This window comes from uncultured Sulfitobacter sp., assembly GCF_947500075.1.
In the GTDB taxonomy this organism is placed as follows: Bacteria; Pseudomonadota; Alphaproteobacteria; order Rhodobacterales; family Rhodobacteraceae; genus Sulfitobacter.
Map to the genome: position 1 here is coordinate 357,184 of NZ_CANMQS010000004.1, position 22,892 is coordinate 380,075.

Sequence of the window (22,892 nt, forward strand, 5' to 3'; positions counted from 1 at the left end):
GTGTCGGTGTGGCCCGTCAGGCCGGGAAAATATGGGTGTCCTTGGCGGACCAGCTGAGGGTGATCTCCTGCCCCATCTCAGGGCGTAGGTGATCGGCCATCTCTGCCGTCATCCGGGCAATGACAGGGGTGTCGGAGAGCCGCGTGGTGATGTGCAAAAGCAAATCCAGCCCGTGATACGCAGTGTTGGTCACGGTACCCCGCAGGGTGTTCTGCCCCCGGTCGCCCAGCACCAGCCGTTCGGGGCGCACAGCGGCAATGGCACCGCCTGTGCCATTCACCCGGTCGGCCAGGATCACGCTGCCATCGCGGGCGACAAAACCCTGATCCCCCGCCGTGACAGGCAGAAAATTCATCACCCCGATGAAATCGGCGGCAAACCGGGTCTCAGGGGCTTCGTAGATATCCTGCGGCGTGCCGACTTGCAGCAGCCCGCCGTCGCGCATGATGGCGATGCGGTCTGCCATGACCAGCGCCTCTTCCTGATCGTGGGTGACGACAATGAAGGTGATGCCAAACTCATGCTGAAGGCGTTTCAGTTCCAACTGCATCTCTGACCGCAGCTTCTTGTCGAGCGCGCCCAAGGGTTCATCCAGCAGCAGCACCTTGGGCCGTTTCACCAATGCCCGCGCCAAAGCCACCCGTTGTTTCTGCCCACCGGACAACTGGTCGGGCTTGCGTTTTGCCAGATGGCCCAACTGGATCACTTCCAGAATCTCCGCCACCCGCGACGTGATCTCAGCGCGCGGCAATCTGTCCATCTCCAACCCGTAGGCGATGTTCTGCGCCACGGTCATATGCGGAAACAGCGCGTAGGATTGGAACATCAGGTTCACCGGACGCCGGTTGGGGGGCAGGGCGGCGATGGAGGCCCCCTCCAGCACCACATCCCCGCCGCTGAGGTCTTCGAACCCCGCCAGCATCCGCAGCAGGGTGGTCTTGCCGCTGCCGGATGCGCCGAGCAGGGCGAAGAATTCGTTCTCATGGATGTCCAGCGACACGCCATCAACGGCGTGAACGGAGCCGAAGGTCTTGTTAACATCCTTGATGCTCAGGAAAGCGTCACTCATTGACCCGGAAGCCCTCCTTTGTTCAGCCGCTGCGACAGCGCCAGCGCGACAACAGAAACGGACATCACCAGCGTCGCCAGCGCGTTGATCTCTGGCGTGACCCCAAAGCGGATCATCGCGAAGATCTGCATGGGCAGCGTGATGGAGGAGCGACCCGCTCCGGCTGTAAAGAACGCGATGATGAATTCATCCACCGACAGCGTAAAGGCCAGCAGCGCGCCTGCGATGATCGCAGGCATCAGCACGGGGATCACGACCCGTCTGAGCGTGTTCAAGGTGGAGCCGCCCAGATCAGCAGACGCTTCGACAATCGACCAGTCAAAACTTTTCAACCGTGCCCGCACCACGGCGCAGACAAAGGCGAGGTTGAACACCACATGGCTCACGATGATCGTATGCAGACCCATCTTGACGCCCATCAGGGAGAACATGCTCAAAAGCGCAATCGCCAGCACGATGTCGGGGATGATCATCGGGGCAAAGATCACCGTTTCCAGCCATTTGCCGTTGCGGCGTCTGATCTCCACGCCCACGGCCAGCAGCGTGCCGAGGATGGTCGACAGCAGTGTCGAAAACACCGCCACAATCAACGTGTTGCCTGCCGCCTTCAGGATGTCGTCATTCTCCAGCAGCGCGCCGTACCATTTGGTCGAAAACCCGGTCCAGGCGGTCGGCAGCCCCCCTTCGTTGAAGGACAGGCCGACCAGCACCGAAATCGGGATATAGAGGAAGGCAAAGACCACCCCAAGGATCAGCAGCATCAGCCGGAAGGTATTGCGATCAGCCATCGGGGGCCCGCTTTCCGCCAGAGGCACGCTCGGCCACCACAGCCTGTCCCATCAACAGCCCCAGCATCACCGCGATCAGCACCATCGACAGGGCCGCACCAAAGGGCCAGTCATTGGCGGTCAGGAACTGCGCGTAAACCAGATTGCCGATCATCTGGAACTGACCACCGCCCAACAGGGCAGGGGTCACGAAATTGCCGATGGACAGCACGAAGACAAAGACAAACCCCGTCGCAATGCCTGGCACCGTCATGGGCAGGGTCACACGCCGGAAGGTCGTCCACGCCGATCCGCCCAGATCGCGGGAGGCCTCCGCAATCTCAGGGCTGAGGCGCGACAGCGGCGCGTAGCAACTGAGGATCACAAACGGCAGGTAGTTGTAGACCAACCCGATCACCACGGCCTGTTCGGTATAGAGCATGCTGGGCAATTCGCCCTCATACCCAATCCAACGCGCAAGGTTCACGATCAGACCTTCACGGTTCAGCAGTACAATCCACGCATAGGTGCGCACCAGATAGTTCGACCAGAACGGCAGCACGGCAAAGAACAGCAGCAGCGGCTGATGCCGCCGGGGCATCGCGGCAATCGCGTAGGCGGCGGCATAGCCCAAGACGCAGGCGATGGCGGCAGAGAGGCCCGCAATGCCCGCAGACTTCATGAAGATCTGAAAATACAGCGGGTCAAAGACCAGCGCGATGTTCTCAAACGTCCATGTGTATTCGATCCCGCCATAGATCCCGCGCCGGAAGAAGGCGAGGACAAGGATCAGCAGGCAAGGCACCACCATCAGCCCAAACAACCACAGCAGCGCCGGGGTCATCAAAAGCATGGGTCTGCGGTCAGTGGACATGAGGAAACCATTCACCGGTGCCTGCACCGGTTTTTCAGACAAATGTCCCCCGGACGCACCAGAGCGCCCGGAGGTCAGGGAGCGTTAGTTTGCGGCTTTGATTTCCGACACGAGACGGGAATAGTCGCGCTGGGCCGCGCCCACGTCGCGCAGCTGCTCAAACTTCAGCATGTCTGCGGGGGCCATGCCCATGTTGGGGAAGGTCTCAATCAAGCCACCGTCAACACCAGACATCGCCGCCTCATTCGGGACTTTGTAGAGGATGTTTTCCGCCGCCCAACGGTGGTTGTCCGCGTCCAGAATGTAGTTCACGAACTCATAGGCCGCGTCCTTGTTCTCGGACGCTTTCATGATCACCATCGTGTCGACCCACAGGTCAGACCCTTCTTCGGGGATCACATATTTGATGTCCGCGTTTTCACCGATGCCGTAGTTGCACCAGCCGTCCCAGGCCTGCACCAGTTCGGCCTCACCCGACACCAGCTTGGCGTAGAAGGTCGTGTCATCGTAAGCCAGCAAGGTGCCTTTGGCGTCGATCAGCAAGTCGCGCACTTCGGCCATTTTGTCCGCGTCGGTTTCATTCACGGAGTATCCAAGGCTCAACTGCCCTGCCGCCAGCAACCACCGGTCCGTGGCGAGCATGGTGGTCTTGCCGGAGACGCTTTCGGCGGGTTTCAGTAGATCGTTCCAGGATGTTGGTGTGTCAACAAGGTCAGAGCGATAGCACAGCCCCGTCGTGCCCCAGGCATAGGGCAGGGAGAAGGTGTTGCCCGGATCATGGGACAGCGTCGTCGCTTCGGTATAGAGATTGCCGATGTTGGGGATCTTTGCATGGTCCAGCGTTTCGGCCAGCCCCAGATTGTTCAGCACCTCCGCAAAGGGGGAGGAGACGAAGACAACGTCATATCCAACCCCTTTGGAAGCGATGAGCTTGCCCATGATCTCTTCGTTCGTGGCGTGCAGGACCAGTTCTGCGGTGTTGCCGGTTTCTGAGTTGAAGTTGTCGATGGCGTCGGCGGCCATATAACCGTCCCAGTTGGAGACGGTCAGGCCGTCTGCAAAGGCGGGTGTGGCGAAGGCTGCCAGAAGCGCGATCAGGCCCGTGCCATTGCGCAGGATGTGTCGGGACATTGTGTAGTACCTCCAAGAATGTGGTCTGTTGGCGCGTCGGCAGGGGCCGACCGATTTCTGTTGCGATTCTCAATTGTCGCGATAGGGTCAGTATTAATCGTGCAAAAGATACGTCAATTTGTTTTTGCTGTCTTTTTCGGTTCAGGTGAAATGATCAGGGAACTGGTTGCCGTTTGGGTGCCACGAAGGTGCGGTCATGCAGAAAGTGCGCAGCAACACACGGCAGAACCATCTCAAATTGGCGCGGCAGATCGTCGATTTTATCGCGGAGCAGGGCCTGACGGAGGGGGATCATCTGCCGGAATCGCGCTTGTCCGAAGCCTGTGGAGTCTCCCGAACACCCGTGCGTTCCGCGCTGAAAGTCCTTGAAAATGAGGAGATTGTTCAGCGCCGGGCCGAAGGCGGCTATTTCGTCAGCCTCGCGCCGGAGAAGATCGCCGTTGATGGGTTGGCGCGTCTGGAGGAAGTTGAAGCCTCTCTTGCGGCACGCATTCTCAATGACCGGGCGGAGCGGCGGATAACTGATGTGCAATCGATCAGCGCGCTGGTGCGTCGATATGATGTGCCGCGCTCTGCTGTACTAAATGCGCTAAAAATACTAAGCGCTGATGGCGTGGTGACCCAACTTCCCGGCCGTTCATGGGCCTTTCAACCTATACTTGATACGCCCAACGCCATAGATGAAAGCCTCGCCTTCCGCCTCGCGCTGGAGGCACAGGCCATCACTGCGCCGGGGTTCAAGATGGACAGTCAAAAGACCGGTCTTCTGCGTCAACAGATGGAGACGTTCCTTCAAAGCAGTGACGGCAGCATGAGCGCAGTGGCGTTTCTGCACCTTGATTGTGCGTTCCACAGCTTCATCGCCGAAAGCTCTGGCAACCGTTTTGCCAAGGGGGCGTTGCTGGCCCACCACCGTCTGCGCCTGACCACGCAGAAAGACCACACCATCCCGGATTTCAGGCTGCGCCAGTCCCTTGAAGAACATCTTGATATCCTGGACAGTCTTGAGCGGTCCCAACACCAATTGGCGGCGGATCAGATGATCCTGCACCTGCGCCGCAGCCAGATCCGCAGGCCGCAAACCGTCAATCGGGGGATATTGCCAAGAATGCGTGGTGCCGTTGGATGAGCAAACCCGTCATCGCCCTGTTCCCCGAAGCAAGCTTTGGCTCCGCGCTGAACTGCGTGGGCATTGCGCAGCAGTTGCAGCGCCAAGGGGCAACGCCGGTCTTCCTGTGCCATCCCGGCTTTAACGGGGTGTTCACCGAATATGGCTTCAAGGAATATCAACTGCCCGCTTCGCCCTCCGCCAAACAGCAGACGGAAGAGACCTGGCAGGCCTTTGTTACAGCGCATCTGGTGCACTTCAACCAGACCCCGACCGAACAGCTTGAAACCTATGTGGCGCCGACATGGGATGCGATTGTCGATACGGCCATGCAGGTGGAGGAGGGGCTGCAAACGCTGCTCAAGCGCATCAAACCTGACGGTATTGTGCTGGACAATGTGATCATGTTTCCCGCCATCGCAAATGCCGGTGTGCCATGGATCCGGGTGGTTTCCTGCGCCGAGACAGAGCTGCCGGATGCAAACGTGCCACCCTATCTGTCCGGCATGGCCGCCGACGATCCAGCGCGCCCCGGCTTTGAACGCGCCTACCTTGACGTGACCGCTGCATCGCATCAGCGGTACAATCGGTTTCGCAAAACCTGCGGCCTGCCGCCGCTTCCGGACGGCCAATACCTTGAGGCGTCGCCGCACCTCAATCTGATCCTCGCCCCCTCTGCCATTCGCCATGACCGGGCAGCACCGCTACCGGCTGAACGCTTCGTATTTCTGGAAGGCTGCGTGCGCAAAGAGGCGCGTTTTGACCCGCCGCCCCTGCCGGTCAACGAAGGGCCGATCATCTACCTCAGTTTTGGCAGTCTGGGCGCGATTGATACGGACCTGATCAGCCGGATGATCGACACCTTCGCCACGTTTCCCGCCCGGTTTTATGTCAACGTCGGCGGGTTTCTGGAAAGCTACAGCCGGGTGCCGGACAACGTCTATCTGGGCAGCTGGTTTCCCCAGCCCTCCATCGTTGCGCAAACGGATCTGTTCATCCATCACGGCGGCAACAACAGCTATTGCGAAGCCTTGTATTTCGGCGTGCCGTCGCTGGTCATGCCCTACTGCTGGGACGGCCATGACAACGGCCTTCGTGCGGCGCAAACCGGCACCGGCGTTCATTTTCAGCGCGACCGCTGGTCGCCGCAGATGCTGCACGACACGATGTCGACCCTGTTGGCGGATCGGCACATGCGGGATCACCTGGGGCAGATTTCATCGGCGATGAAAGCCCGTTCCGGATCACGCCGCGCGGCAGATGCAATCTTGCAGACCATTGGCATTTCATTGCCGAGATGAGGACTATGCCGATTGCGCGGATGCCCGCGACATGTGAGCATGTCCTTACGTTTCCGCGCATGATTCAATGGCGTGACACGCGCCAAAATTTCATTTGATCCCATGGAGATACCCCATGTTGCGTAAGATTTTCATCAGCGTTCTGGTCTTGATTGCGGCAACGGCGGCAGTGGTCTTCTGGGTCTTCCGTCCAATCCCGGCGACCCATCCGGCGTTACAAGCAGGACTTCCCGATCTGGTTGCCCTGCGGCATTATTATGCCAACGCGGACTCAAGCTGGCGCTACCGGCTGTCGCCGGACGGCAAGTATCTGGCATGGCTCGAATCCAAGTATCTCAAACCTGCGCTCTGGGTCCGGCCCCTTGAGGGCGAGGCGACAGAGATCTTTCACACCTCCGACGAAGTGCGCTGGTACCAATGGTCCGCCGATGGCCGATACCTTTTGTATCAGGCCGATCGCGATGGCTGGGAAAACGATGTCATCGTGTCCATCGACGTCACCCAACCCGGTGCGGAACCGCGCAGCTACGATTTTGGTCGCGACGTCAAAAGCTGGATCCATGCGGTCCCTGCCGAAAGCGGCGCGGACATTCTGGTGGCCCACAACGCCCGTGACGCGCGCAAATTTGACCTGTTTCGCCTCAATCTCGACAGTGGGGAGACAACACCCCTTGAACAGGTCTCCGAGCTGGGCGTGCAATGGCGGGTGAACCGCCGTGGCGACATCTATGCAAAGACAGTGTTCGAGACGCCGGATGACTGGCGTACAGAACTTCTCCAGCCCGATGGCAGTTGGATGCAGATTGCCGAAGGCGGCTTGGAAGATTGGTTCAGCGTTCTTGCCGAACCGGATGAGAATGGAGAGATCCTCGCCGTCTCAACACTGGGCAGAGACACGTCAGCGCTGATCCGTTTTGATCCGGCCACCAGGACGCAGGAAATCCTGTTCGAAGATGAGACGGTCGACCTCAGCTGGGTGGAGACGCATCCGGCCACCGGCGCACCGTTGAGCGCGGTTTCCTATCCTGACTATCAGCGTCGCGCGTATTTTGATCCCGCCTATCAAGCGATGTTGGGCGCCATCCCGCAGGAAGGGCAGGTGGCCTTGCACCGTGTCTCCAGCACTAACGACATGTCTAAGATGATTGTTGAGACGGAACACAGCACAAAAGGCTGGTCCAAATTTCTGATTGATGCCGAAAGGGACGAGGTCACGACAATTGCCACGCCACCCATCGCCGCCTTTGCACAACATATGTCGGAAATGGAGCCGGTCAGTTTTCCAGCCCGCGACGGGCTGACGCTGCATGCCACGCTTACCCGACCCAAAGGGGTAACGCAGGCCGCGCCGATGGTGATCCTGATCCATGGTGGGCCCGTCACCCGCAGCGGCTGGGGGTTCAACGGCTTTCACAGCTGGCTGGCCAACCGTGGCTACGTCGTTCTGGACGTAAACTACCGCGGCAGCGGCGGATTCGGCCGCGCCTTCCGGGAGGCCGCAGTGGGCGAAGTCAGCCGCAAAATGCACCTCGACATCGTGGATGCACGCGCCTGGGCCGTGGCAGAAGGGTTGGCCGACCCTGAAAAAGTGGGCGTGCTTGGGGGGAGTTTCGGCGGCCTCAAGGTCTTGACGGCTCTGACGGAAAGCCCTGACCTCTTTGCGGCCGGGATCAACATCAACGGCATCTCTGACATCTCCACCATGTTGCAGGAGGTGCCCGCCTACTGGCAGGGCTGGCCAAGCTGGTATCTCAAATACATCGGTGATCCGGAAGATCCCGAGGACCTCGCTGACATCCGGGACCGTTCCCCGCTCTACAACGCCGCGGCGGTGGAAGCGCCACTGCTGATCATCCAGGGCTCCAACGACGTGCGTGTGATCCAGGACCAGGCCGACCGCATGGTGCAAGCCCTTGAAGAGGCTGGAAAAGAAGTGGACTACATGCTGCTTAAAGGCGCGGGCCATCAGTTCAGCGCCTGGGGGTGGAAGACCCGCATCATCGCCCACCGCCGCATGGAGCGTTTTCTGGCGACACATCTGGGCGGCCGTGCGGACGGCTTCGACTACGCCGTTCTGGGGGCGCATGTCTTGCCTTGGTGACGGGGGGAGGAGGCGTGCGGAGGGATGTGGAGGCGAGTACCGGAATCGAACCGGTGTACACGGATTTGCAATCCGCTGCGTAACCACTCCGCCAACTCGCCGCCTGTGGTCTCGCGCACTGCTAGCGGATCAATGCGGGTGCTGCAAGATGCCATATGACGCAAATCGTACGGGGATCGCACGGGGGCAGTTGCTGTGCTGCGCGCGATATGGCACATCTTCGCCAACGCAATTGACCCCATGAGAGATGCAGATGCGCGATTTCGCAAACCGACGGACGATGATGGTAGACACACAGGTCCGCCCCTCGGATGTGACTAAATTTCCGATCATTGACGCAATGTTAACCGTCCCGCGTGAAGATTTCGTACCTTCAGCGCAGCGGGAGGCGGCCTATATGGGCGAAAACCTCGATCTTGGTCAGGGGCGGGTGCTGCTGGAGCCGCGCACCTTGGCAAAGATGCTGGACGCGCTGGCCATCAGCAACACCGAGATGGTGCTCGATCTGGGCTGTGCGATGGGATATTCGGCAGCGGTGATTGCCCATATGGCCGAAGCCGTCGTGGCCGTGGAAGAAGACGAAGCCATGGCGCGAGAGGCGCAGGAAGCGCTGGTGGCAGCGGGTGCGGACAATGCTGTGGTCCATCAGGGCCCCTTGGGCAACGGTGCCGCAAAACACGGTCCCTATGATGTGATTATCATTCAGGGCGGGGTGCAGCAGGTGCCGTCAACGCTCACGGATCAGTTGAAAGAAGGAGGGCGGATTGCCTGTCTCTTCATGGATGGCGCCCTGGGAGAGGTGCGTTTAGGCCACAAGCGTGACGGAATTGTCAGTTGGCGCATGGTATTTAACGCCTCTGCCCCTGTAATACGTGGATTTGAAAAGGATTCTGTGTTTACCCTTTAGGGATATAAAGGACGAGAATGCGTCCGAACAGGCAGAGAATTCGTTAGACAGGAGTTTTGGTGATGGTGGCCAGGAGCCGTGTGATGTCATTTGGGCGCGCGTTTTGCGTCGTCGTGGCAGCAAATGTGGTGGCCGTTCAGGCCCAGGCAGAAACCTTGGCAGATGCCCTGGTGGGCGCCTACAAGCACTCTGGATTGATTGAACAGAACCGGGCGTTGCTGCGCGCAGCGGACGAGGATGTCGCCGCGGCGGTCTCGACGCTCAAGCCGGTACTGCGCTGGTCGGCGGAAGCAACCCAAGACTTCGGCAGCTCGCGATTCTCCACCAGTGGGGGCGTCCGTCAGGCAAACGAGGATCTGACACTTGCCGCTAACCTGACGGCTGAACTGCTCCTGTATGATTCCGGCGCGAGCAAATTGCGCGTGGCAGCAACCAAGGAAACCGTACTTGCCACCCGTGAGGTGCTGCGCAACATCGAACAACAGGTCTTGCTCTCGGCTGTTGCAGCCTATTTCGGGGTGCTCGAAGCTTCTGAATTTGTGGCGCTCAGAAAGAACAACCAGCGTTTGCTGACCCAGGAACTGCGGGCAGCGAAAGACCGTTTCGAGGTTGGCGAAGTGACGCGGACGGATGTGGCGCTGGCTGAAGCGCAGCTCGCTCAGGCGCGCAGCGGACTGGCGGGCGCAGAAGGGGACCTGTTGCAGGCGATTGAAGCGTATCGCAATGCGGTCGGTCGCACGCCCGGCAATCTGGCCCAGCCACCCGCCTTGCCCAATGTGGGCAATGACGTAAGGGCGGCCAAAGCGCTTGCCGTGCGGCAGCATCCCCGGATGCTCACGGCGCAGTTTCAGGCCAAGGCAGCCGATCTGCTGACCAGCGCCAGCACTGCCGATCTGAACCCACGTGTCACGCTACAGGGCAATGCGCGGATCAGCCGTGATATGAACTCCTCTGCGCGCAGCAACATCGCCAGCATTGGTGTGCAGGCCAACCAGACGATCTATCAGGGCGGGCGGTTGTCCTCGGCCATTCGTCGCAACATGGCACAGCGCGATGCCCAGCGGGCAGAACTGCACATTGTGAAACACGATCTGGAGCAATTGGTGGGCAACGCCTATGCGGATCTTCTGGCAGCGCGTGCGCAGCTTGAAGCGACGGATCGCCAGATCCGTGCCGCACGTATCGCCTTCCAGGGTGTGCGCGAAGAAGCAACGCTGGGCGCGCGGACAACACTGGATGTTCTGGATGCAGAGCAGTCGTTGCTGGACGCGGAAACATCCCGCGTGACGGCGCGGGCGAACCTCTATGTTGCGGCGTATTCCGTGCTGTCCGCCACGGGCCGTCTGACGGCCAAGGACCTGCGCCTGCCTGTTCAGCTCTATGATCCGGAGGGCTATTACAATCTTGTTAAGGATGCACCTGCTAAGAAATCCGAGCAGGGCAGAAAGCTCGACCGTGTTTTGCGGGCGCTGCAAAAAGACTGACAATTCTCGCGGTCCCGTTGCAGGAATCGCGAAGATCGTTACCATGAGGGCTGAGGAAAGAGTGGTAGAATCCTATGTCTGATCCCGTCACAAATGCCGAGGTCGAAGATGTGTTGTCTTCGATCCGACGTCTGGTCTCGGAAGAGAAACGCCCCAAACAAACGGCCCAATCCCAAGACGCCGCAGATCGTCTGGTGCTGACCCCGGCCTTGCGTGTGGAAGACGAAGAGACGGTTGAGAAGAACGAGAGCATTCCGCAGGCAGATCCCCAGAACACATACCAAGACACCGTGGGGGAGACGGCCAAACAGCTGTTCGACCCCTCTGATGATATGCCGTCAGATGTCTACAACCGCCGTATCGGCGCAGATTTCGGCTGGTCGGGCGAGGACGAAGCGCTTTTTGATGATCTGGTTGCCAATGAGAACGGCGAAGAAGCCACCAGTTCCGCTGACCCATCGAAAATGCCGATGTTCAGACACGATGACCATGCAGACGACTACAGCGAAGACCCCTATGGCTTCAGCGATGATGAGGAAGAGACCGGCGAAGCGGATGATGTGAGCGCGCATCCTCCTGCCACGGTCAGTGAAGACCCGCCGCATGTGGCGGAAGGCGACCTTGATGCCGCTGAGGAAGAGGCGGAGGCAGATGACGACACGTTTGAAGCCGAGGCCGAGGCTGAAGGAGAAGCTGAACCAGAAGAGGAAGCATCAGGGGAGAACGATATGTTTGACTTTGATATGCTGGCCAAGCGCGGTCAGGAAGCCGCTGCGAGGGATCAGGACCTGCACGAGCCAGAAGCACCTCAAAGCAGCGCCGACGCACCGGACGAGGATCGCCAGGCCGGTATGGTTGCCGCCAGCAAAGCGGCAACCTTGAGCGCGAAGATCGCCGCATTGGAAACCGCCATTGGCAATATCGCTGACACCTGGGAGCCTGATACCCCCGGCACAGATGATTATTCCGGCACCGACCAGCCTGCGATGGCCTGGGAGGACGACGTCTCGCATGATGCGACAGGTTTGCCTCTGCGCTCCGAAGCGGCGCAGGCCGCCTGGCAGGAAGCGCACCCGGATGTGGTGATGATCGGCACAGCCCGTGCTGCGGCCGCCGCCGCCGCTCAGGAAGAGCGTGCCGCAGAGATGCGGTCAGAAGGGGAGGCGCGTGAGGCCCGGACACGGGACATCGCTGCCGAAGATCAGGCAGCAAGGGACCGTGCCATTGCAGCGGCCCGCGCCGCCGCCGCCGAACGTGTCGCTGCTGACAAACGCGCAGCAGCGCAGCGCGAGGAAGCCCGCGCCCAGGCAGAAGCCGATGCCCGCACCGCGGTAACGGCGCGCCAGACGCCGATTGAACACACCGCGGCCGAAACCTCTTCCACCGCAGAGGATGGCCTCGACGACGTAGACGACAGCCAGTTGCTGGATGAAGAAGCCCTGCGCGACATCGTCAGTGAGATCGTCCGCGCAGAGCTGCAAGGCGCTTTGGGTGAACGGATCACCCGGAACGTGCGCAAGCTGGTCCGCCGTGAAATCCACCGCGCCCTGACCGCGCAGGAACTGGAATAAACACCTAGGGTCTCTGTACGCCCGCGGCGAGCGACAGAAACAGACCCACATCCATGTACCGTTCCACATGGTCCGCCAGTGCATCCAGCGCGGCATCTACACCTGCGTCGAAGGCCAATGTTGATGTGACGCCAAAGCCTTGCAGATAGGCCTTTCTGAACCCGTCGCTGTTAAAAATGCCGTGTAGATAGCACCCTGCGACCTGTCCATCCGGGCGCGTCGCACCCGCACGCTGTCCCTCAAACACCAGCCAACCGCGTGCACAATCCGAGCCCGTGGTTTCGCCAATATGGATCTCATACCCCTGCAAGGACGTGCCGCTTGCCGGGTGGGTCCCCTGTTTCAGCGACAGATGTTTGATCGGCTCCATCACGGTATCGACCTCCAGATGGCCCAGACCCTCAACCGTTCCCGGCATACCCTCGATCCCATGCGGGTCGGCGATGGTCCGGCCCAGCATCTGATACCCCCCACACAGACCCAGCACCCTGCCACCCCGCCGCAGATGTGCTTTGATATCAACGTCCCAGCCTTCCGCGCGCAGCGCTGCGAGGTCAGAGATCGTCGCCTTGCTGCCCACCAGCAGCACCAGATCAGCATCACCGGGCAGGGGGTGGCCCGGCTCAATCACGCGCAGATCGACACCCGGTTCCGCCGACAGCGGATCAAGGTCATCGAAATTGGAGATTCGCGGCAGACGCGGCACAGCGATCACACAGCCCGCTCCGCCCGACTGGCTGCGGGCAGGCAGGTCCATCACGTCTTCGGCGGGCAAGCGATGCGCCTGATCAAACCACGGGATCACGCCGAGGGACGGCCACCCTGTCCGCGCGGCAATGTCATCGCGGCCTGCATCAAACAGGCTGCGGTCACCGCGAAATTTGTTCACTGAAAACCCTTTGATCATCGCCTGATCTTCGGGTTCCAGAACGGCCTGCGTGCCGACAATCTGCGCAATCACGCCGCCCCGGTCGATGTCGCCCATCAGGATTACCGGAACCTCTGCCGCCCGTGCAAATCCCATATTGGCAATATCGCCAGACCGCAGATTTGTCTCTGCCGGGCTGCCTGCGCCTTCAACGATGATCAGATCACATGTGTCTGCAAGCCTATGAAATGACTGTAGAACCGCTGGCATCAGAGTGGCCTTGTTCTTGCCAAAGGCTGCGGCCTCCTGATGGCCTGCAATCTGGCCCTGCACGATCACCTGTGCGCCTGTTGCCGACTGCGGCTTCAACAGGATGGGGTTCATATCCGTATGGGGTGCCACCCCTGCCGCCCGCGCCTGCAATGCCTGCGCGCGGCCGATTTCCCCACCATCTTCCGTGACGGCTGCGTTGTTCGACATGTTCTGCGGCTTGAACGGCCGTGTCTCCACGCCGCGCCGCACCGCGGCCCGGATCAACCCGGCGACGATCATCGACTTCCCGACATTGCTGCCGGTGCCTTGTATCATGATGGCTTTTGTCATGTGGTGGCTCTGCTGGTTTTCGGTCAAACTGGCGCAAATTCGGGGCAGGGGGAAGAGGCAAGCGATGAACACACCGGCGCATTTGCTGATCGGCGCGGCCGTCATGGCACCCAGCCGGCAGGGGGCTGCCAATCCGATGCCGCGCAAGGTGCTTTGGGCGGCGTTGGTGGGGGCCTTGTTACCTGATCTGTCGCTGTATCTGCTCGCAGGCGCGGCTTTGACGATCTACAACATCCCGCCCAACATCGTCTTTAATGAGCTGTATTTCTCTGACACTTGGCAACGGATCTTTGCGATCGACAATTCGTTCCTTGTCTGGGGCGTCCTGCTGGCCATCGCCTTGTGGAAACGCAGCGCTTGGGGGATTGCGCTGACAGGGGCGGCGCTGCTGCATCTGGCGCTCGACTTCCCGCTGCACCATGACGATGGTCGGCCGCATTTCTGGCCGCTCACGGGCTGGGTTTTTGAAAGTCCGTTCAGCTATTGGGACCGCAGGCAGGGGGCTAATCTGATTGCCCCTCTTGAGGCTTTCGCCTGCGTCGTTGCCGCGATCACCTTGTGGGTAAAGCGTCCGGGCATGGTCCTGTCAGTGGTGTTTGCGCTGCTGCTGCTGGCCGAACTGAACGTGGCGCGGACGTGGCTGTTTGTCTTCCAGGACAGTTGAATGCAGCCCATCTTGCACAAAAAAACGCAGCCCGTAGGCTGCGTTCATAAAATCAAACTCTGTGTGCGATCAGGCCGCTTCGGCCTGCAAAGCTGCATTCCTGCGCTCTGACTCTTCGCGCGACAGCGCGACAGATGTGCGCACGCCTTTGCCGACGAAATCCATGAGGCCAGAAACCACGCGTTCGTTAGGGTCAATGCCGGCACAGCTCAACACTTCGCGGCCATCGCGGGAGCGGGCCCAGCGAGCGATCTGTTCTGGGCCATTGCCATATTTCTTGTCGTCAGCAATCGCGTCATCGAGAGCCGCGAGCACCACTGCAGCAAACAATTTGCGGGCACGATTGCCCTGTTCGTTATTGAAAGCGGTGCCGTCAACGAAATCTCTCATCTCGTCGTCCTTTCCGTTATTCTTGCTCTTGTCATTCTGGCGTGACGCCTCTTATGACGCATCCAGTTCGATTCGGATACAACTATATCGCATGTCTCCCATGCGTTGGTTGCATATCATCTCGCAGGTGCGGCATGAGCGGAGCCTTGCTTGCATGCTATTCCTCCTCTGGATATAGGCTGGGTTAACTTCACATCAACCTTTGTACGGGGTTTTGGACCATGCCAAAGATTAACGGAAATGAAATTCGCCCCGGCAACGTGCTGGAGCATAACGGCGGCCTTTGGGCGGCGGTCAAAGTCGACCATGTGAAACCTGGCAAGGGGGGCGCTTTTGCTCAGGTCGAGCTGCGCAACCTGCGCAACGGCTCCAAACTGAACGAACGTTTCCGGTCCGCGGACAAGGTTGAAAAAGTCCGGCTGGAACAGAAGGATCAGCAATTCTTGTATGAAGACAGTGGGATGCTGGTTTTGATGGACACGGAAACCTACGATCAGGTGCAACTGTCCTCCGAGCTTTTGGGAGAGCGCCGCCCCTTCTTGCAGGACGGCATGATGATCGTGGTGGAGTACCACGAGGAGGAAGCATTGAACGCTTCGCTGCCGCAAAAGGTCGTCTGCAAGGTGGTCGAAACGGAGCCTGTGGTCAAAGGTCAGACGGCTGCGAATTCATTCAAACCGGCTGTTCTGGACAATGGCGTCAAAGTGTCCGTGCCCCCGTTTGTCGGTCAGGATGAAGACATTGTGGTGAACACGGAGACGATGGAATACGTCGAACGGGCGTGATTTCTTATCCGTAAGTTGACGCAGCTTGACGCCACGTCATGTGCTGCGGTGCAGCAAACCCCGGACCTGATCCGGGGTTTTTTGTTTCTAATTGTCCGAATTTTCGGTCCAGGTGACCGCAACATCCCCGGCGTGCAGGGGGCCTTTGGCCCGGTCAAAGCGCAGATACGCCAGCCCTTGCCCCTCTGCCTGGGTGAATACCGTGCCCGCAGGTTTGCCATTCGCTGTCAGTTCCGTGCCTGTCGGGGCGTCTCCATCCAGACGGACCCGCGCCAATCCTTTGCGCAGCGATGTCTTGTGCTTCATCCGTGCGGTCACTTCCTGACCGACGTAGCAGCCTTTACGGAAATCCACGCCGTTCAGACGCTCAAACCCCATCTCAAGGATGAAACTGTCCGAGGTCAGCTCAATCCCGGTTTCCGGCACCATATGAGCCACGCGCAGGGCATCCCAATCGGTGCCATCATCAGCCTGCGGCATGTCCCGGTACGCGCGCCAGCCCAACGCCGGATTGCGCGGATCGGTGTAGGCGCCCTCAGGGGCCGCGCCCAACCCGCGATGGAGATGCAGATCAAGCGTTTCAATCACCACATCCGCGCGTAATTTATACATGCTCAACCGTTGCGTCAGCATATCGCCCAGCGTCTCGGCCACATCAATCAGGATACCGCCGTCCCGCGCGACAACAAAGAAGTCGGCGATGTATTTGCCCTGTGGCGTCAGGATCGCGGCATAGATCGGACCGTGGGCCAGCTTGTCCACGTCATTGGTGATCAGGCCTTGCAGGAAGCTGTGGCTGTCAGTGCCGGTCAGGCGCAGGATGCGTCGGTTGGTCATCTTCTGTCCTTTGCTGTTCCAAGGTGACATATAGGCATCGACCGCCATCCAAAAGGGGCAAGCATGCGCGCGCCTGTTTCTGTCATCATCCCGACGCTGAACGCGGCAGAGCCCCTGCCTGCCTGTCTGGCTGCCCTGATGGAGGGGATTGAGGCGGGACTGATCCGCGAATTGATCGTGAGCGATGGCGGCTCAACCGATGCAACGGGCGCCACCGCACAGGCCTGGGGCGCCGAGGTGCTGCACGGCGCGCCGTCGCGCGGCGGGCAGTTGCGGCGCGGTTGCGCGGCTGCGAAAGGCGACTGGTTGCTGGTGGTCCATGCAGATACGGTGCTGTCGCCCGGTTGGTCAAAAGCCGCACTTGCGCATCTCAGCCAGCCGGAAAAGGCAGGGTGGGGGCGGTTGGCGTTTGATCAAGGCGGTATCGCAGCAGCCCTTGTGGCCGGCTGGGCGAACCTGCGCAGCCGTCTGGGGTTGCCTTACGGCGATCAGGCGCTGCTGCTCTCCAAGGCGCTCTATCAAAGGGCAGGGGGCTATCCGGACCAGCCGTTGATGGAGGACGTGCGGCTTGCCCGCGCGCTCAAAGGGCAGCTTGTGGGGCTGGATATGATCGCTGTTACCTCAGCCGCAAAGTATCGCCGTCAGGGATGGCTCCGGCGCGGGGCGCGCAATCTGCTGACCCTGCTGCGCTATCTGGCCGGGCAGGATGTTGAAACGCTGGCCCGCAGTTATCGCCGCTGAGCTTAGCCAAACAGGCGTTCGCTGATCCGGGCAAACAGGCTGGGCGGGCGGTCATCGTCGCGGCGCACGCTCTTGCTGCGGGCATCCAGCCTGCGGGTGTCGGTCACTTCCTTGCCGTCCTGAAACTGCAAACGATAGAGGTTCGCATAGATCCCGCCGCGCGCCAGCAGCTCATCATGGGTGCCCTGGTCCATCACTTTGCCCCGATCCATCACGATGATCTTGTCCGCGCTCCGAATGGTCGCAAGCCTGTGGGCGATGACAATGGTGGTGCGCCCTTCGGAGAGTTTGTCAATCGCCGCCTGCACCAGCTTTTCGGACTGCGCATCCAGTGCGCTTGTCGCCTCATCCAGCAGCAGAATGGGCGTGTCGCGCAGCAAGGCGCGCGCAATCACGATCCGTTGCCGTTGCCCGCCTGACAGGGCTGATCCGCGCGGGCCGACCCGCGTTTCCAACCCCTTTTCCAACTGGGGCAGGAAGTCACTCACATGGGCGGCATCCAGCACTTCCTTGAGGCGGGTGTCAGAGACATCTTTCCGCCCCAGCACGATGTTCTCGCGCAGGGTTTCATCAAACAACAAGGCTTCCTGCGTCACGACAGAAAAGAGGCTGCGCAGATCGGCAATCGCCAGTTCCGTCGTGGCCGCCCCGCCGATGCGCACATGGCCGTTCTTGGGGTCGATCAGCCGGGTCAGCAGGTTGAAGATCGTGGATTTCCCCGCGCCAGAGGCCCCGACCAACGCGGTCGTCTGGCCCGCTGCGGCACTCAGGGACAGCTGATCCAGCACCTGCGTGTCGCCATAAAAAAGGTCAACGTCCTCAAGTGTGATGTCCGTCTTGCCCTCGGGCAGGGCGATCGGCGATTTGGGGTTCTCCAGATGCAGCGGCGCATCCATCAACTCCTTGATCCGCTCCAGCGCCGCCGCCGCGATCTGCCACAGCCCGCTGATCCCGCCCAGCCGCCGCAACGGGCTGAAAGCAAAGCCCATCGCGGTAAAGAACGTCATGAACTGACCAATGGTCTTGTCGCCTGAGATGATCTCCGACCCGCCATAGAGGATCACGGCGGCGAACCCGAGGCCGGAAATGATGTCGATCAGCCCCGGAATAGCCGAGTTGCCAAAGGCTGCGCGCACTTCGGTCTTGATGAATTTACCCGTCAGATCACGGTATTGCCCGGCTTGATAGTCCTCCAGCGCGTTCAGTTTGATCTGCACCAGCCCGTGAAACACCTCGTCCAGCCGGGTTGCCAGATCCGCACCCAGATCACGCGCTTCACGTGACCGGCGGCGGACAAAGCGCTGCGCGGCAGCGGCTGGCAGCACCATGATCGGGATGCCCACACAGGCCAGCAAGGCCCAGATCGGATCAATGGAAATCGCCACGCCCAGCAGAACCAGCAGGCCAATGAAATCACGCCCCGCACCGGTGATCACCGCGCGCCAGACGTCGCCCACCGCGTTCACATCACTCTGCACCCGCTGGATCAGGAACCCCGGCGGATGTGTCTGGTGAAACGCACCGTCCTGCTTCATCATCCGGGCGAGCAGATCCAGCCGCATATCCGCCGCCGTTGCCTGCGCTACCCGCGTCAGCAGCACCTTCTGCGCCACCCCGGCAATGGCCCGCAGCACGAATATGCCGATCAGCAGCAGGCCCACCCAGATCAGAGCATCCTCTTGTCCCGCAACAAAGACACGGTCGAACATTGGCTCCATCAGCCGCGCAAGCGCGCCCAGCGTGCTGCCTTCGATGATCATGAAGACCACCGCCACGCTCATCAGCCCGACGTGTTTCTTCAGATAGTCGCGCCAAAGCCACGCCAGCAACTGCCGGGAGGTATAGGTTTGGTCGTTCATGTCCGCGCCAGCCTCCGAGCGGCAAAGGGAATTTCAATGGTTTACGCAAGGCGGGCACACAGGGCAAGCATCTGGCAACCATGCAGAGTGGTTGACGCCACGGGGCGGAAGCGTAGGTTCCGCGAAGTTACAGCAAGAGGTGTCCGATGACCCATACCCCCATGCCTGCACCCGGCCGGTCCTATCTGGCCATTCCCGGCCCTTCGGTGATGCCGGATGCCGTCTTGCAGGCCATGCACCGCGCGGCCCCGAATATCTATGCAGGCGAGTTGGTGGACATGATGCCCGCGCTGGTGACAGACCTCAAGCGGGTGGCGCGCACGGACGGCCATGTGGCGATCTACATCGGCAACGGTCACGCCGCATGGGAGGCTGCCCTTGCCAATGTGATCTCCCCCGGTGACCGCGTGCTGGTGCCGGCCACGGGCCGTTTCGGCATCGGCTGGGGAGAGATGGCAACAGGCATCGGCGCCGAGGTTGACCTGATCGACTTCGGGCTGAACACGCCGATGGATATGGACCGGATCGCGGACGCCCTGCGCGCCGACACAGACCACCAGATCAAAGCGGTGCTTGCGGTGCATGTGGATACGTCCTCGTCCATCCTCAACGACATTCCGGCACTGCGGGCCGTGCTGGATGATCTGGGCCATCCCGCGCTCTTGATGGCCGATTGCATCGCCTCACTGGGCTGTGACCGGTTTGAGATGGACGCCTGGGGCGTCGACGTGATGGTCACAGGCTGTCAAAAGGGGCTGATGGTGCCGCCGGGTGTCAGCTTTGTCTACTTCAACGACCGCGCCTATGCGGTGCGCCAGCAGATGCCCCGCGTCAGCAGATACTGGGACTGGACCCCGCGCGCCTTTCCAGATCATTTCTTTGAATATTTCGGCGGCACCGCGCCCACCCATCACCTCTACGGTTTGCGTGTCGCGCTCGACCTGATCCACGCCGAAGGGATGGAGGCGATCTGGACCCGCCATACGACCCTGGCGCAGGCGATCTGGGCCGCCTGCGAAGCGTGGAGCAGCGCGGGCAGTTTTGCGATGAACGTCACCGACCGCGCCCACCGCAGCACGGCCGTGACCGCGCTGCGGCTGGACGCCCCGAAGGCGACGGATCTGCGCACCTGGACGGAACAGAACCTCGGGCTGACCCTTGGTATCGGGCTGGGGATGGCCGCACCTGATGACCCCGCATGGCACGGGTTCTTCCGGCTGGGGCATATGGGGCACATCAACGGTCAGATGATCATGGGCATGCTCGGCGGGATCGAAAGCGGGCTGAGCGCGCTGGACATCCCACATGGCGCAGGTGCGCTGGATGCCGCAACTGCCGTGATTGCCGCCGGGTACCGGGCCTAACTGCGCGCGGCTTCTATGCGGTTGATGACCTTGTTCACGGCCCAGCCGGTCGCTGCGGCGGCAATCAATCCCCAGACCACCCAGATCACCATCAACATCCATGTCAGGTTGACACCGAACATGACAATGCAGGCCACGGTGAAATCAGGTGCAGAGGGTCGGTCGTTGTTGTCGCGCATGAAACGGGCTCATATCAGGCATCTCTCAACAAGAATATAACGCAGCCTGTCTGCGCGTCAGCCCCTTTTTGCGTCCTCTAACGCAGGTGTCAGAGCGCGTGCGAACGCGTCAAGATCCGCAGGTGTGCCGCAACTGACGCGGATGCAGCGGTCTTGCGGGGCAACAAAGGGCATACGGACAAAGATGCCCCGTGCCACCAGCCCGGCAAGCACCTTGCGGGCAAAGTCGCCGTCCTGCCCGCAATCAATGGTGACAAAGTTGGTGGCCGACGGCAGCGGGACCAGCCCATGGGCCTGCGCAATCTCTGAAATCCGTTCCCGCGCGCGTGTCACCTCGGATTGGACATGGGCGAGCCAGGCGTCGTCCTGCAATGCGGCCACCGCACCCTCCTGCGCGGACCGGTTCATGCCAAAGTGATTGCGGACCTTGTGGAAGGCCGTGATCAGATCCGGATGGCCGATGCCGTAGCCAACCCGCGCGCCCGCCATCCCGTAAGCCTTTGAGAAGGTGCGCAACCGAATGAAACGCGGGTCATCGGCTGGCAGCGGCAACGCCGTGCCCTCTGGCGCGGTTTCGATATAGGCTTCATCCAGCACCAGCAGCGTGCCTTCGGGCAGCGCCTCCATGGCGGCAGCCAGATCACTGCCTTGATGCCAGGACCCCATCGGATTGTCCGGATTGGCCAGATATACCAGCTTGGCATCCACCTCCGCCGCCTTGGCAAAAAGGCGGCCCGGATCCTCATGGTCATCGCGGTACGGCACCTTGTGCAACACCCCGCCAAAGCCCGCGACATGGTAGTTGAATGTGGGATAGGCCCCGTCAGAGGTCACAACCGCATCGCCCGGACCCACAAAGAGCCGCACCAGATATCCCAGCAAGCCGTCGATGCCTTCGCCCACAATGATATGCGCAGGTGTCGTGCCGTGATGCGCGGCCAGAGCCTGCCTCAAATCATGGCTTTCGGGATCGCCATACATCCACTGCCCGCTGGCCGCCATGGCGGTGACGGCTTTGGGGGAGGGGCCAAAGACGTTCTCGTTCGCCCCCAACCGGGCATCAAATGCACGGCCCGCTGCACGTTCCTGCGCTTCGGGGCCCACGAAGGGGACGGTTGCAGGCAGATCAGCGGCAAGCGGGGTGAGGCGATATTGGGTCATATCTTGGTGGTACGATCCGGGATGGCGCCTTGCAAGTGCATTGAAACCGGCGGCTGACATGCCTAGATGAGAAACGTTCGCAAGAAAGGAGGCCCTATGCCCCATTTCACCCGACGCGGCTTCATCGCGGCCACAGTTGCTGCCAGTGCGGTACGGGCGATCCCGATGGTCGCAAGCAGACCCGCCGCACGCCGGATCCTCACACTTGTCTATGACAAGAAGCTGGGCATGATGCGCGCCATCGACCGGCTTGTGCCGTAACGTTCCCCCTCGCCAACGCGCGGCCATTGGGGTCTAGTCTGCGCAGATAAAGGGAGAATGCCATGACCCGCGTCAGCGTCACAATCGAGAACCACATCGCCCAGGTCCGCCTGACCCGTGCGGACAAGATGAACGCCGTAGATCAGGACATGATCGACGCGATTATCGCGGCAGGTCAAGAGGTTGCCGCTTCCAACGTCCGCGTTGTGGTCCTGTCAGGCGACGGCAAGGGGTTCTGTGCGGGCATCGATGTGAGCGGCCTGAGCCAAATGATCGGCAAGGACCCGTCCGAGCTTCTGATGCCCCGCACCCACGGTGACGGCACCACCAACCAATGGCAGGAAGTGGCGATGATCTGGCACCGGCTGGAGGTGCCCGTGATCGCCGCCCTGCACGGCGTGGTCTATGGCGCGGGGATGCAGCTGGCGCTGGGCGCTGACATCCGCATTGCCGCACCGGGCACGAAGCTGGCGGTGATGGAAATGAAATGGGGCATCGTGCCGGACATGGGCGGCATGGTGCTGTTGCCGCGCCTTGTGCGGTCGGACGTACTGCGGCGGCTGACCTACACGGCTGAACCCATTCTTGCCGATCAGGCTGAACGCTGGGGTCTGATCACGGAACTGGCCGACGACCCGCTGGCGGCTGCAAATGCGCTGGCCGCGACCATCGCAGGCAAAAGCCCATCTGCCATTCCCGCCGCCAAGCGCTTGATTGCGCTTGCTGAATCCGGTGCGAACGACACCGAGGTGTTGCTCGCGGAATCCCGCGAACAGGCAGACCTGATGGGCAAACCCCACCAAATGGAAGTGGTTGCTGCTGAATTCGGCAAACGCGCGGCTGTCTTCAAGTAATCCGACCAAAGGT

The 22,892-nt window shown here is 60.8% G+C and carries 22 protein-coding genes and 1 tRNA gene; 12 read left to right on the forward strand and 11 right to left on the reverse strand.

All coding sequences use genetic code 11. The features are described 5' to 3' along the window. Nucleotides 1-16: 16 nt before the first annotated feature. The 4 genes from Q1A91_RS14660 to Q1A91_RS14675 form a co-directional block, all read right to left on the reverse strand. Nucleotides 17-1,069, reverse strand: a complete 1,053-nt coding sequence (locus tag Q1A91_RS14660; protein WP_299878819.1) for an ABC transporter ATP-binding protein — start codon at nt 1,067-1,069, stop codon at nt 17-19. Further along, nucleotides 1,066-1,857 carry an ABC transporter permease gene (locus Q1A91_RS14665; RefSeq protein WP_299878822.1) on the reverse strand — a complete coding sequence of 264 codons (792 nt, stop codon included), beginning with the start codon at nt 1,855-1,857 and terminating at the stop codon, nt 1,066-1,068. Before Q1A91_RS14665 ends, Q1A91_RS14660 begins: the two co-directional genes overlap by 4 nt. Next, the gene (locus tag Q1A91_RS14670) at nt 1,850-2,689 is read right to left on the reverse strand and encodes an ABC transporter permease (protein ID WP_299878826.1); all 840 of its coding nucleotides are present in this window, start codon (nt 2,687-2,689) and stop codon (nt 1,850-1,852) included. Before Q1A91_RS14670 ends, Q1A91_RS14665 begins: the two co-directional genes overlap by 8 nt. A gap of 105 nt (nt 2,690-2,794) precedes the next feature. Further along, nucleotides 2,795-3,841: a spermidine/putrescine ABC transporter substrate-binding protein gene (locus Q1A91_RS14675; protein ID WP_299878829.1), complete on the reverse strand. Its 1,047-nt coding sequence runs from the start codon at nt 3,839-3,841 to the stop codon at nt 2,795-2,797. 196 nt (nt 3,842-4,037) lie between these two features. Between Q1A91_RS14675 and Q1A91_RS14680 the strand changes: the two genes are divergently transcribed. The 3 genes from Q1A91_RS14680 to Q1A91_RS14690 all read left to right on the forward strand — a co-directional run bounded on the left by Q1A91_RS14680 (nt 4,038) and on the right by Q1A91_RS14690 (nt 8,351). After that, entirely contained in the window at nt 4,038-4,970 is a 933-nt protein-coding gene (locus Q1A91_RS14680) for a GntR family transcriptional regulator (protein WP_299878832.1), read from the forward strand. Beyond that, nucleotides 4,967-6,250 (forward strand): glycosyltransferase, encoded by a 1,284-nt coding sequence (locus Q1A91_RS14685; protein WP_299878835.1) that lies wholly within the window; start codon nt 4,967-4,969, stop codon nt 6,248-6,250. Before Q1A91_RS14680 ends, Q1A91_RS14685 begins: the two co-directional genes overlap by 4 nt. A 115-nt stretch (nt 6,251-6,365) precedes the next feature. Then, the gene (locus Q1A91_RS14690) at nt 6,366-8,351 is read left to right on the forward strand and encodes a S9 family peptidase (RefSeq protein WP_299878838.1); all 1,986 of its coding nucleotides are present in this window, start codon (nt 6,366-6,368) and stop codon (nt 8,349-8,351) included. 27 nt (nt 8,352-8,378) lie between these two features. Here the strand turns inward: Q1A91_RS14690 and Q1A91_RS14695 are convergent. Further along, nucleotides 8,379-8,452 (reverse strand) — tRNA-Cys (locus Q1A91_RS14695). A gap of 152 nt (nt 8,453-8,604) precedes the next feature. On the opposite strand from Q1A91_RS14695, the gene Q1A91_RS14700 reads away from it, so the two are divergent. The 3 genes from Q1A91_RS14700 (at nt 8,605) to Q1A91_RS14710 (ending at nt 12,313) form a co-directional block, all read left to right on the forward strand. Further along, nucleotides 8,605-9,258 (forward strand): protein-L-isoaspartate O-methyltransferase, encoded by a 654-nt coding sequence (locus Q1A91_RS14700; protein WP_299878841.1) that lies wholly within the window; start codon nt 8,605-8,607, stop codon nt 9,256-9,258. A gap of 83 nt (nt 9,259-9,341) precedes the next feature. After that, on the forward strand, nt 9,342-10,742 hold the full coding sequence (locus Q1A91_RS14705) for a TolC family outer membrane protein (protein ID WP_299878844.1): 1,401 nt from the start codon (nt 9,342-9,344) through the stop codon (nt 10,740-10,742). A gap of 74 nt (nt 10,743-10,816) precedes the next feature. After that, nucleotides 10,817-12,313 (forward strand): hypothetical protein, encoded by a 1,497-nt coding sequence (locus Q1A91_RS14710; protein ID WP_299878847.1) that lies wholly within the window; start codon nt 10,817-10,819, stop codon nt 12,311-12,313. A gap of 4 nt (nt 12,314-12,317) precedes the next feature. On the opposite strand, the gene Q1A91_RS14715 is transcribed toward Q1A91_RS14710, so the two are convergent. Further along, nucleotides 12,318-13,784 (reverse strand): cobyric acid synthase, encoded by a 1,467-nt coding sequence (locus Q1A91_RS14715; protein WP_299878850.1) that lies wholly within the window; start codon nt 13,782-13,784, stop codon nt 12,318-12,320. A 64-nt stretch (nt 13,785-13,848) separates the two neighbouring features. On the opposite strand from Q1A91_RS14715, the gene Q1A91_RS14720 reads away from it, so the two are divergent. Beyond that, the gene (locus Q1A91_RS14720) at nt 13,849-14,448 is read left to right on the forward strand and encodes a cobalamin biosynthesis protein CobQ (RefSeq protein WP_299878854.1); all 600 of its coding nucleotides are present in this window, start codon (nt 13,849-13,851) and stop codon (nt 14,446-14,448) included. Between the two features lie 69 nt (nt 14,449-14,517). On the opposite strand, the gene Q1A91_RS14725 is transcribed toward Q1A91_RS14720, so the two are convergent. Next, complete coding sequence (locus Q1A91_RS14725; RefSeq protein ID WP_299878857.1) at nt 14,518-14,838, reverse strand: DUF6280 family protein; 321 nt, start codon at nt 14,836-14,838, stop codon at nt 14,518-14,520. Between the two features lie 221 nt (nt 14,839-15,059). On the opposite strand from Q1A91_RS14725, the gene efp reads away from it, so the two are divergent. Then, entirely contained in the window at nt 15,060-15,623 is a 564-nt protein-coding gene (gene efp, locus Q1A91_RS14730) for an elongation factor P (RefSeq protein WP_299878860.1), read from the forward strand. 87 nt (nt 15,624-15,710) lie between these two features. On the opposite strand, the gene Q1A91_RS14735 is transcribed toward efp, so the two are convergent. Further along, entirely contained in the window at nt 15,711-16,460 is a 750-nt protein-coding gene (locus tag Q1A91_RS14735) for a folate-binding protein (protein WP_299878863.1), read from the reverse strand. 63 nt (nt 16,461-16,523) lie between these two features. Here Q1A91_RS14735 and Q1A91_RS14740 point away from each other — a divergent pair, with 63 nt between their 5' ends. Continuing rightward, nucleotides 16,524-17,201: a TIGR04283 family arsenosugar biosynthesis glycosyltransferase gene (locus Q1A91_RS14740; protein ID WP_299878866.1), complete on the forward strand. Its 678-nt coding sequence runs from the start codon at nt 16,524-16,526 to the stop codon at nt 17,199-17,201. 2 nt (nt 17,202-17,203) lie between these two features. Here the strand turns inward: Q1A91_RS14740 and Q1A91_RS14745 are convergent, their stop codons facing one another. Then, nucleotides 17,204-19,060 carry an ABC transporter ATP-binding protein gene (locus tag Q1A91_RS14745; protein ID WP_299878869.1) on the reverse strand — a complete coding sequence of 619 codons (1,857 nt, stop codon included), beginning with the start codon at nt 19,058-19,060 and terminating at the stop codon, nt 17,204-17,206. Nucleotides 19,061-19,206: 146 nt separating this feature from the next. On the opposite strand from Q1A91_RS14745, the gene Q1A91_RS14750 reads away from it, so the two are divergent. Beyond that, nucleotides 19,207-20,424 carry an aminotransferase class V-fold PLP-dependent enzyme gene (locus Q1A91_RS14750; RefSeq protein WP_299878872.1) on the forward strand — a complete coding sequence of 406 codons (1,218 nt, stop codon included), beginning with the start codon at nt 19,207-19,209 and terminating at the stop codon, nt 20,422-20,424. Here the strand turns inward: Q1A91_RS14750 and Q1A91_RS14755 are convergent. After that, nucleotides 20,421-20,603: a hypothetical protein gene (locus Q1A91_RS14755; RefSeq protein WP_299878875.1), complete on the reverse strand. Its 183-nt coding sequence runs from the start codon at nt 20,601-20,603 to the stop codon at nt 20,421-20,423. The genes Q1A91_RS14750 and Q1A91_RS14755 overlap by 4 nt on opposite strands. A gap of 57 nt (nt 20,604-20,660) precedes the next feature. Further along, on the reverse strand, nt 20,661-21,764 hold the full coding sequence (locus Q1A91_RS14760) for a pyridoxal phosphate-dependent aminotransferase (protein ID WP_299878878.1): 1,104 nt from the start codon (nt 21,762-21,764) through the stop codon (nt 20,661-20,663). A 96-nt stretch (nt 21,765-21,860) separates the two neighbouring features. Here Q1A91_RS14760 and Q1A91_RS14765 point away from each other — a divergent pair, with 96 nt between their 5' ends. Both Q1A91_RS14765 and Q1A91_RS14770 read left to right on the forward strand, forming a co-directional pair. Then, a complete protein-coding gene (locus Q1A91_RS14765) occupies nt 21,861-22,025 on the forward strand; it encodes a Tat pathway signal protein (protein WP_299878881.1) in 165 nt (54 codons plus the stop codon). A gap of 62 nt (nt 22,026-22,087) precedes the next feature. Continuing rightward, a complete protein-coding gene (locus Q1A91_RS14770; RefSeq protein WP_299878884.1) occupies nt 22,088-22,879 on the forward strand; it encodes a crotonase/enoyl-CoA hydratase family protein in 792 nt (263 codons plus the stop codon). Nucleotides 22,880-22,892: the final 13 nt, after the last annotated feature.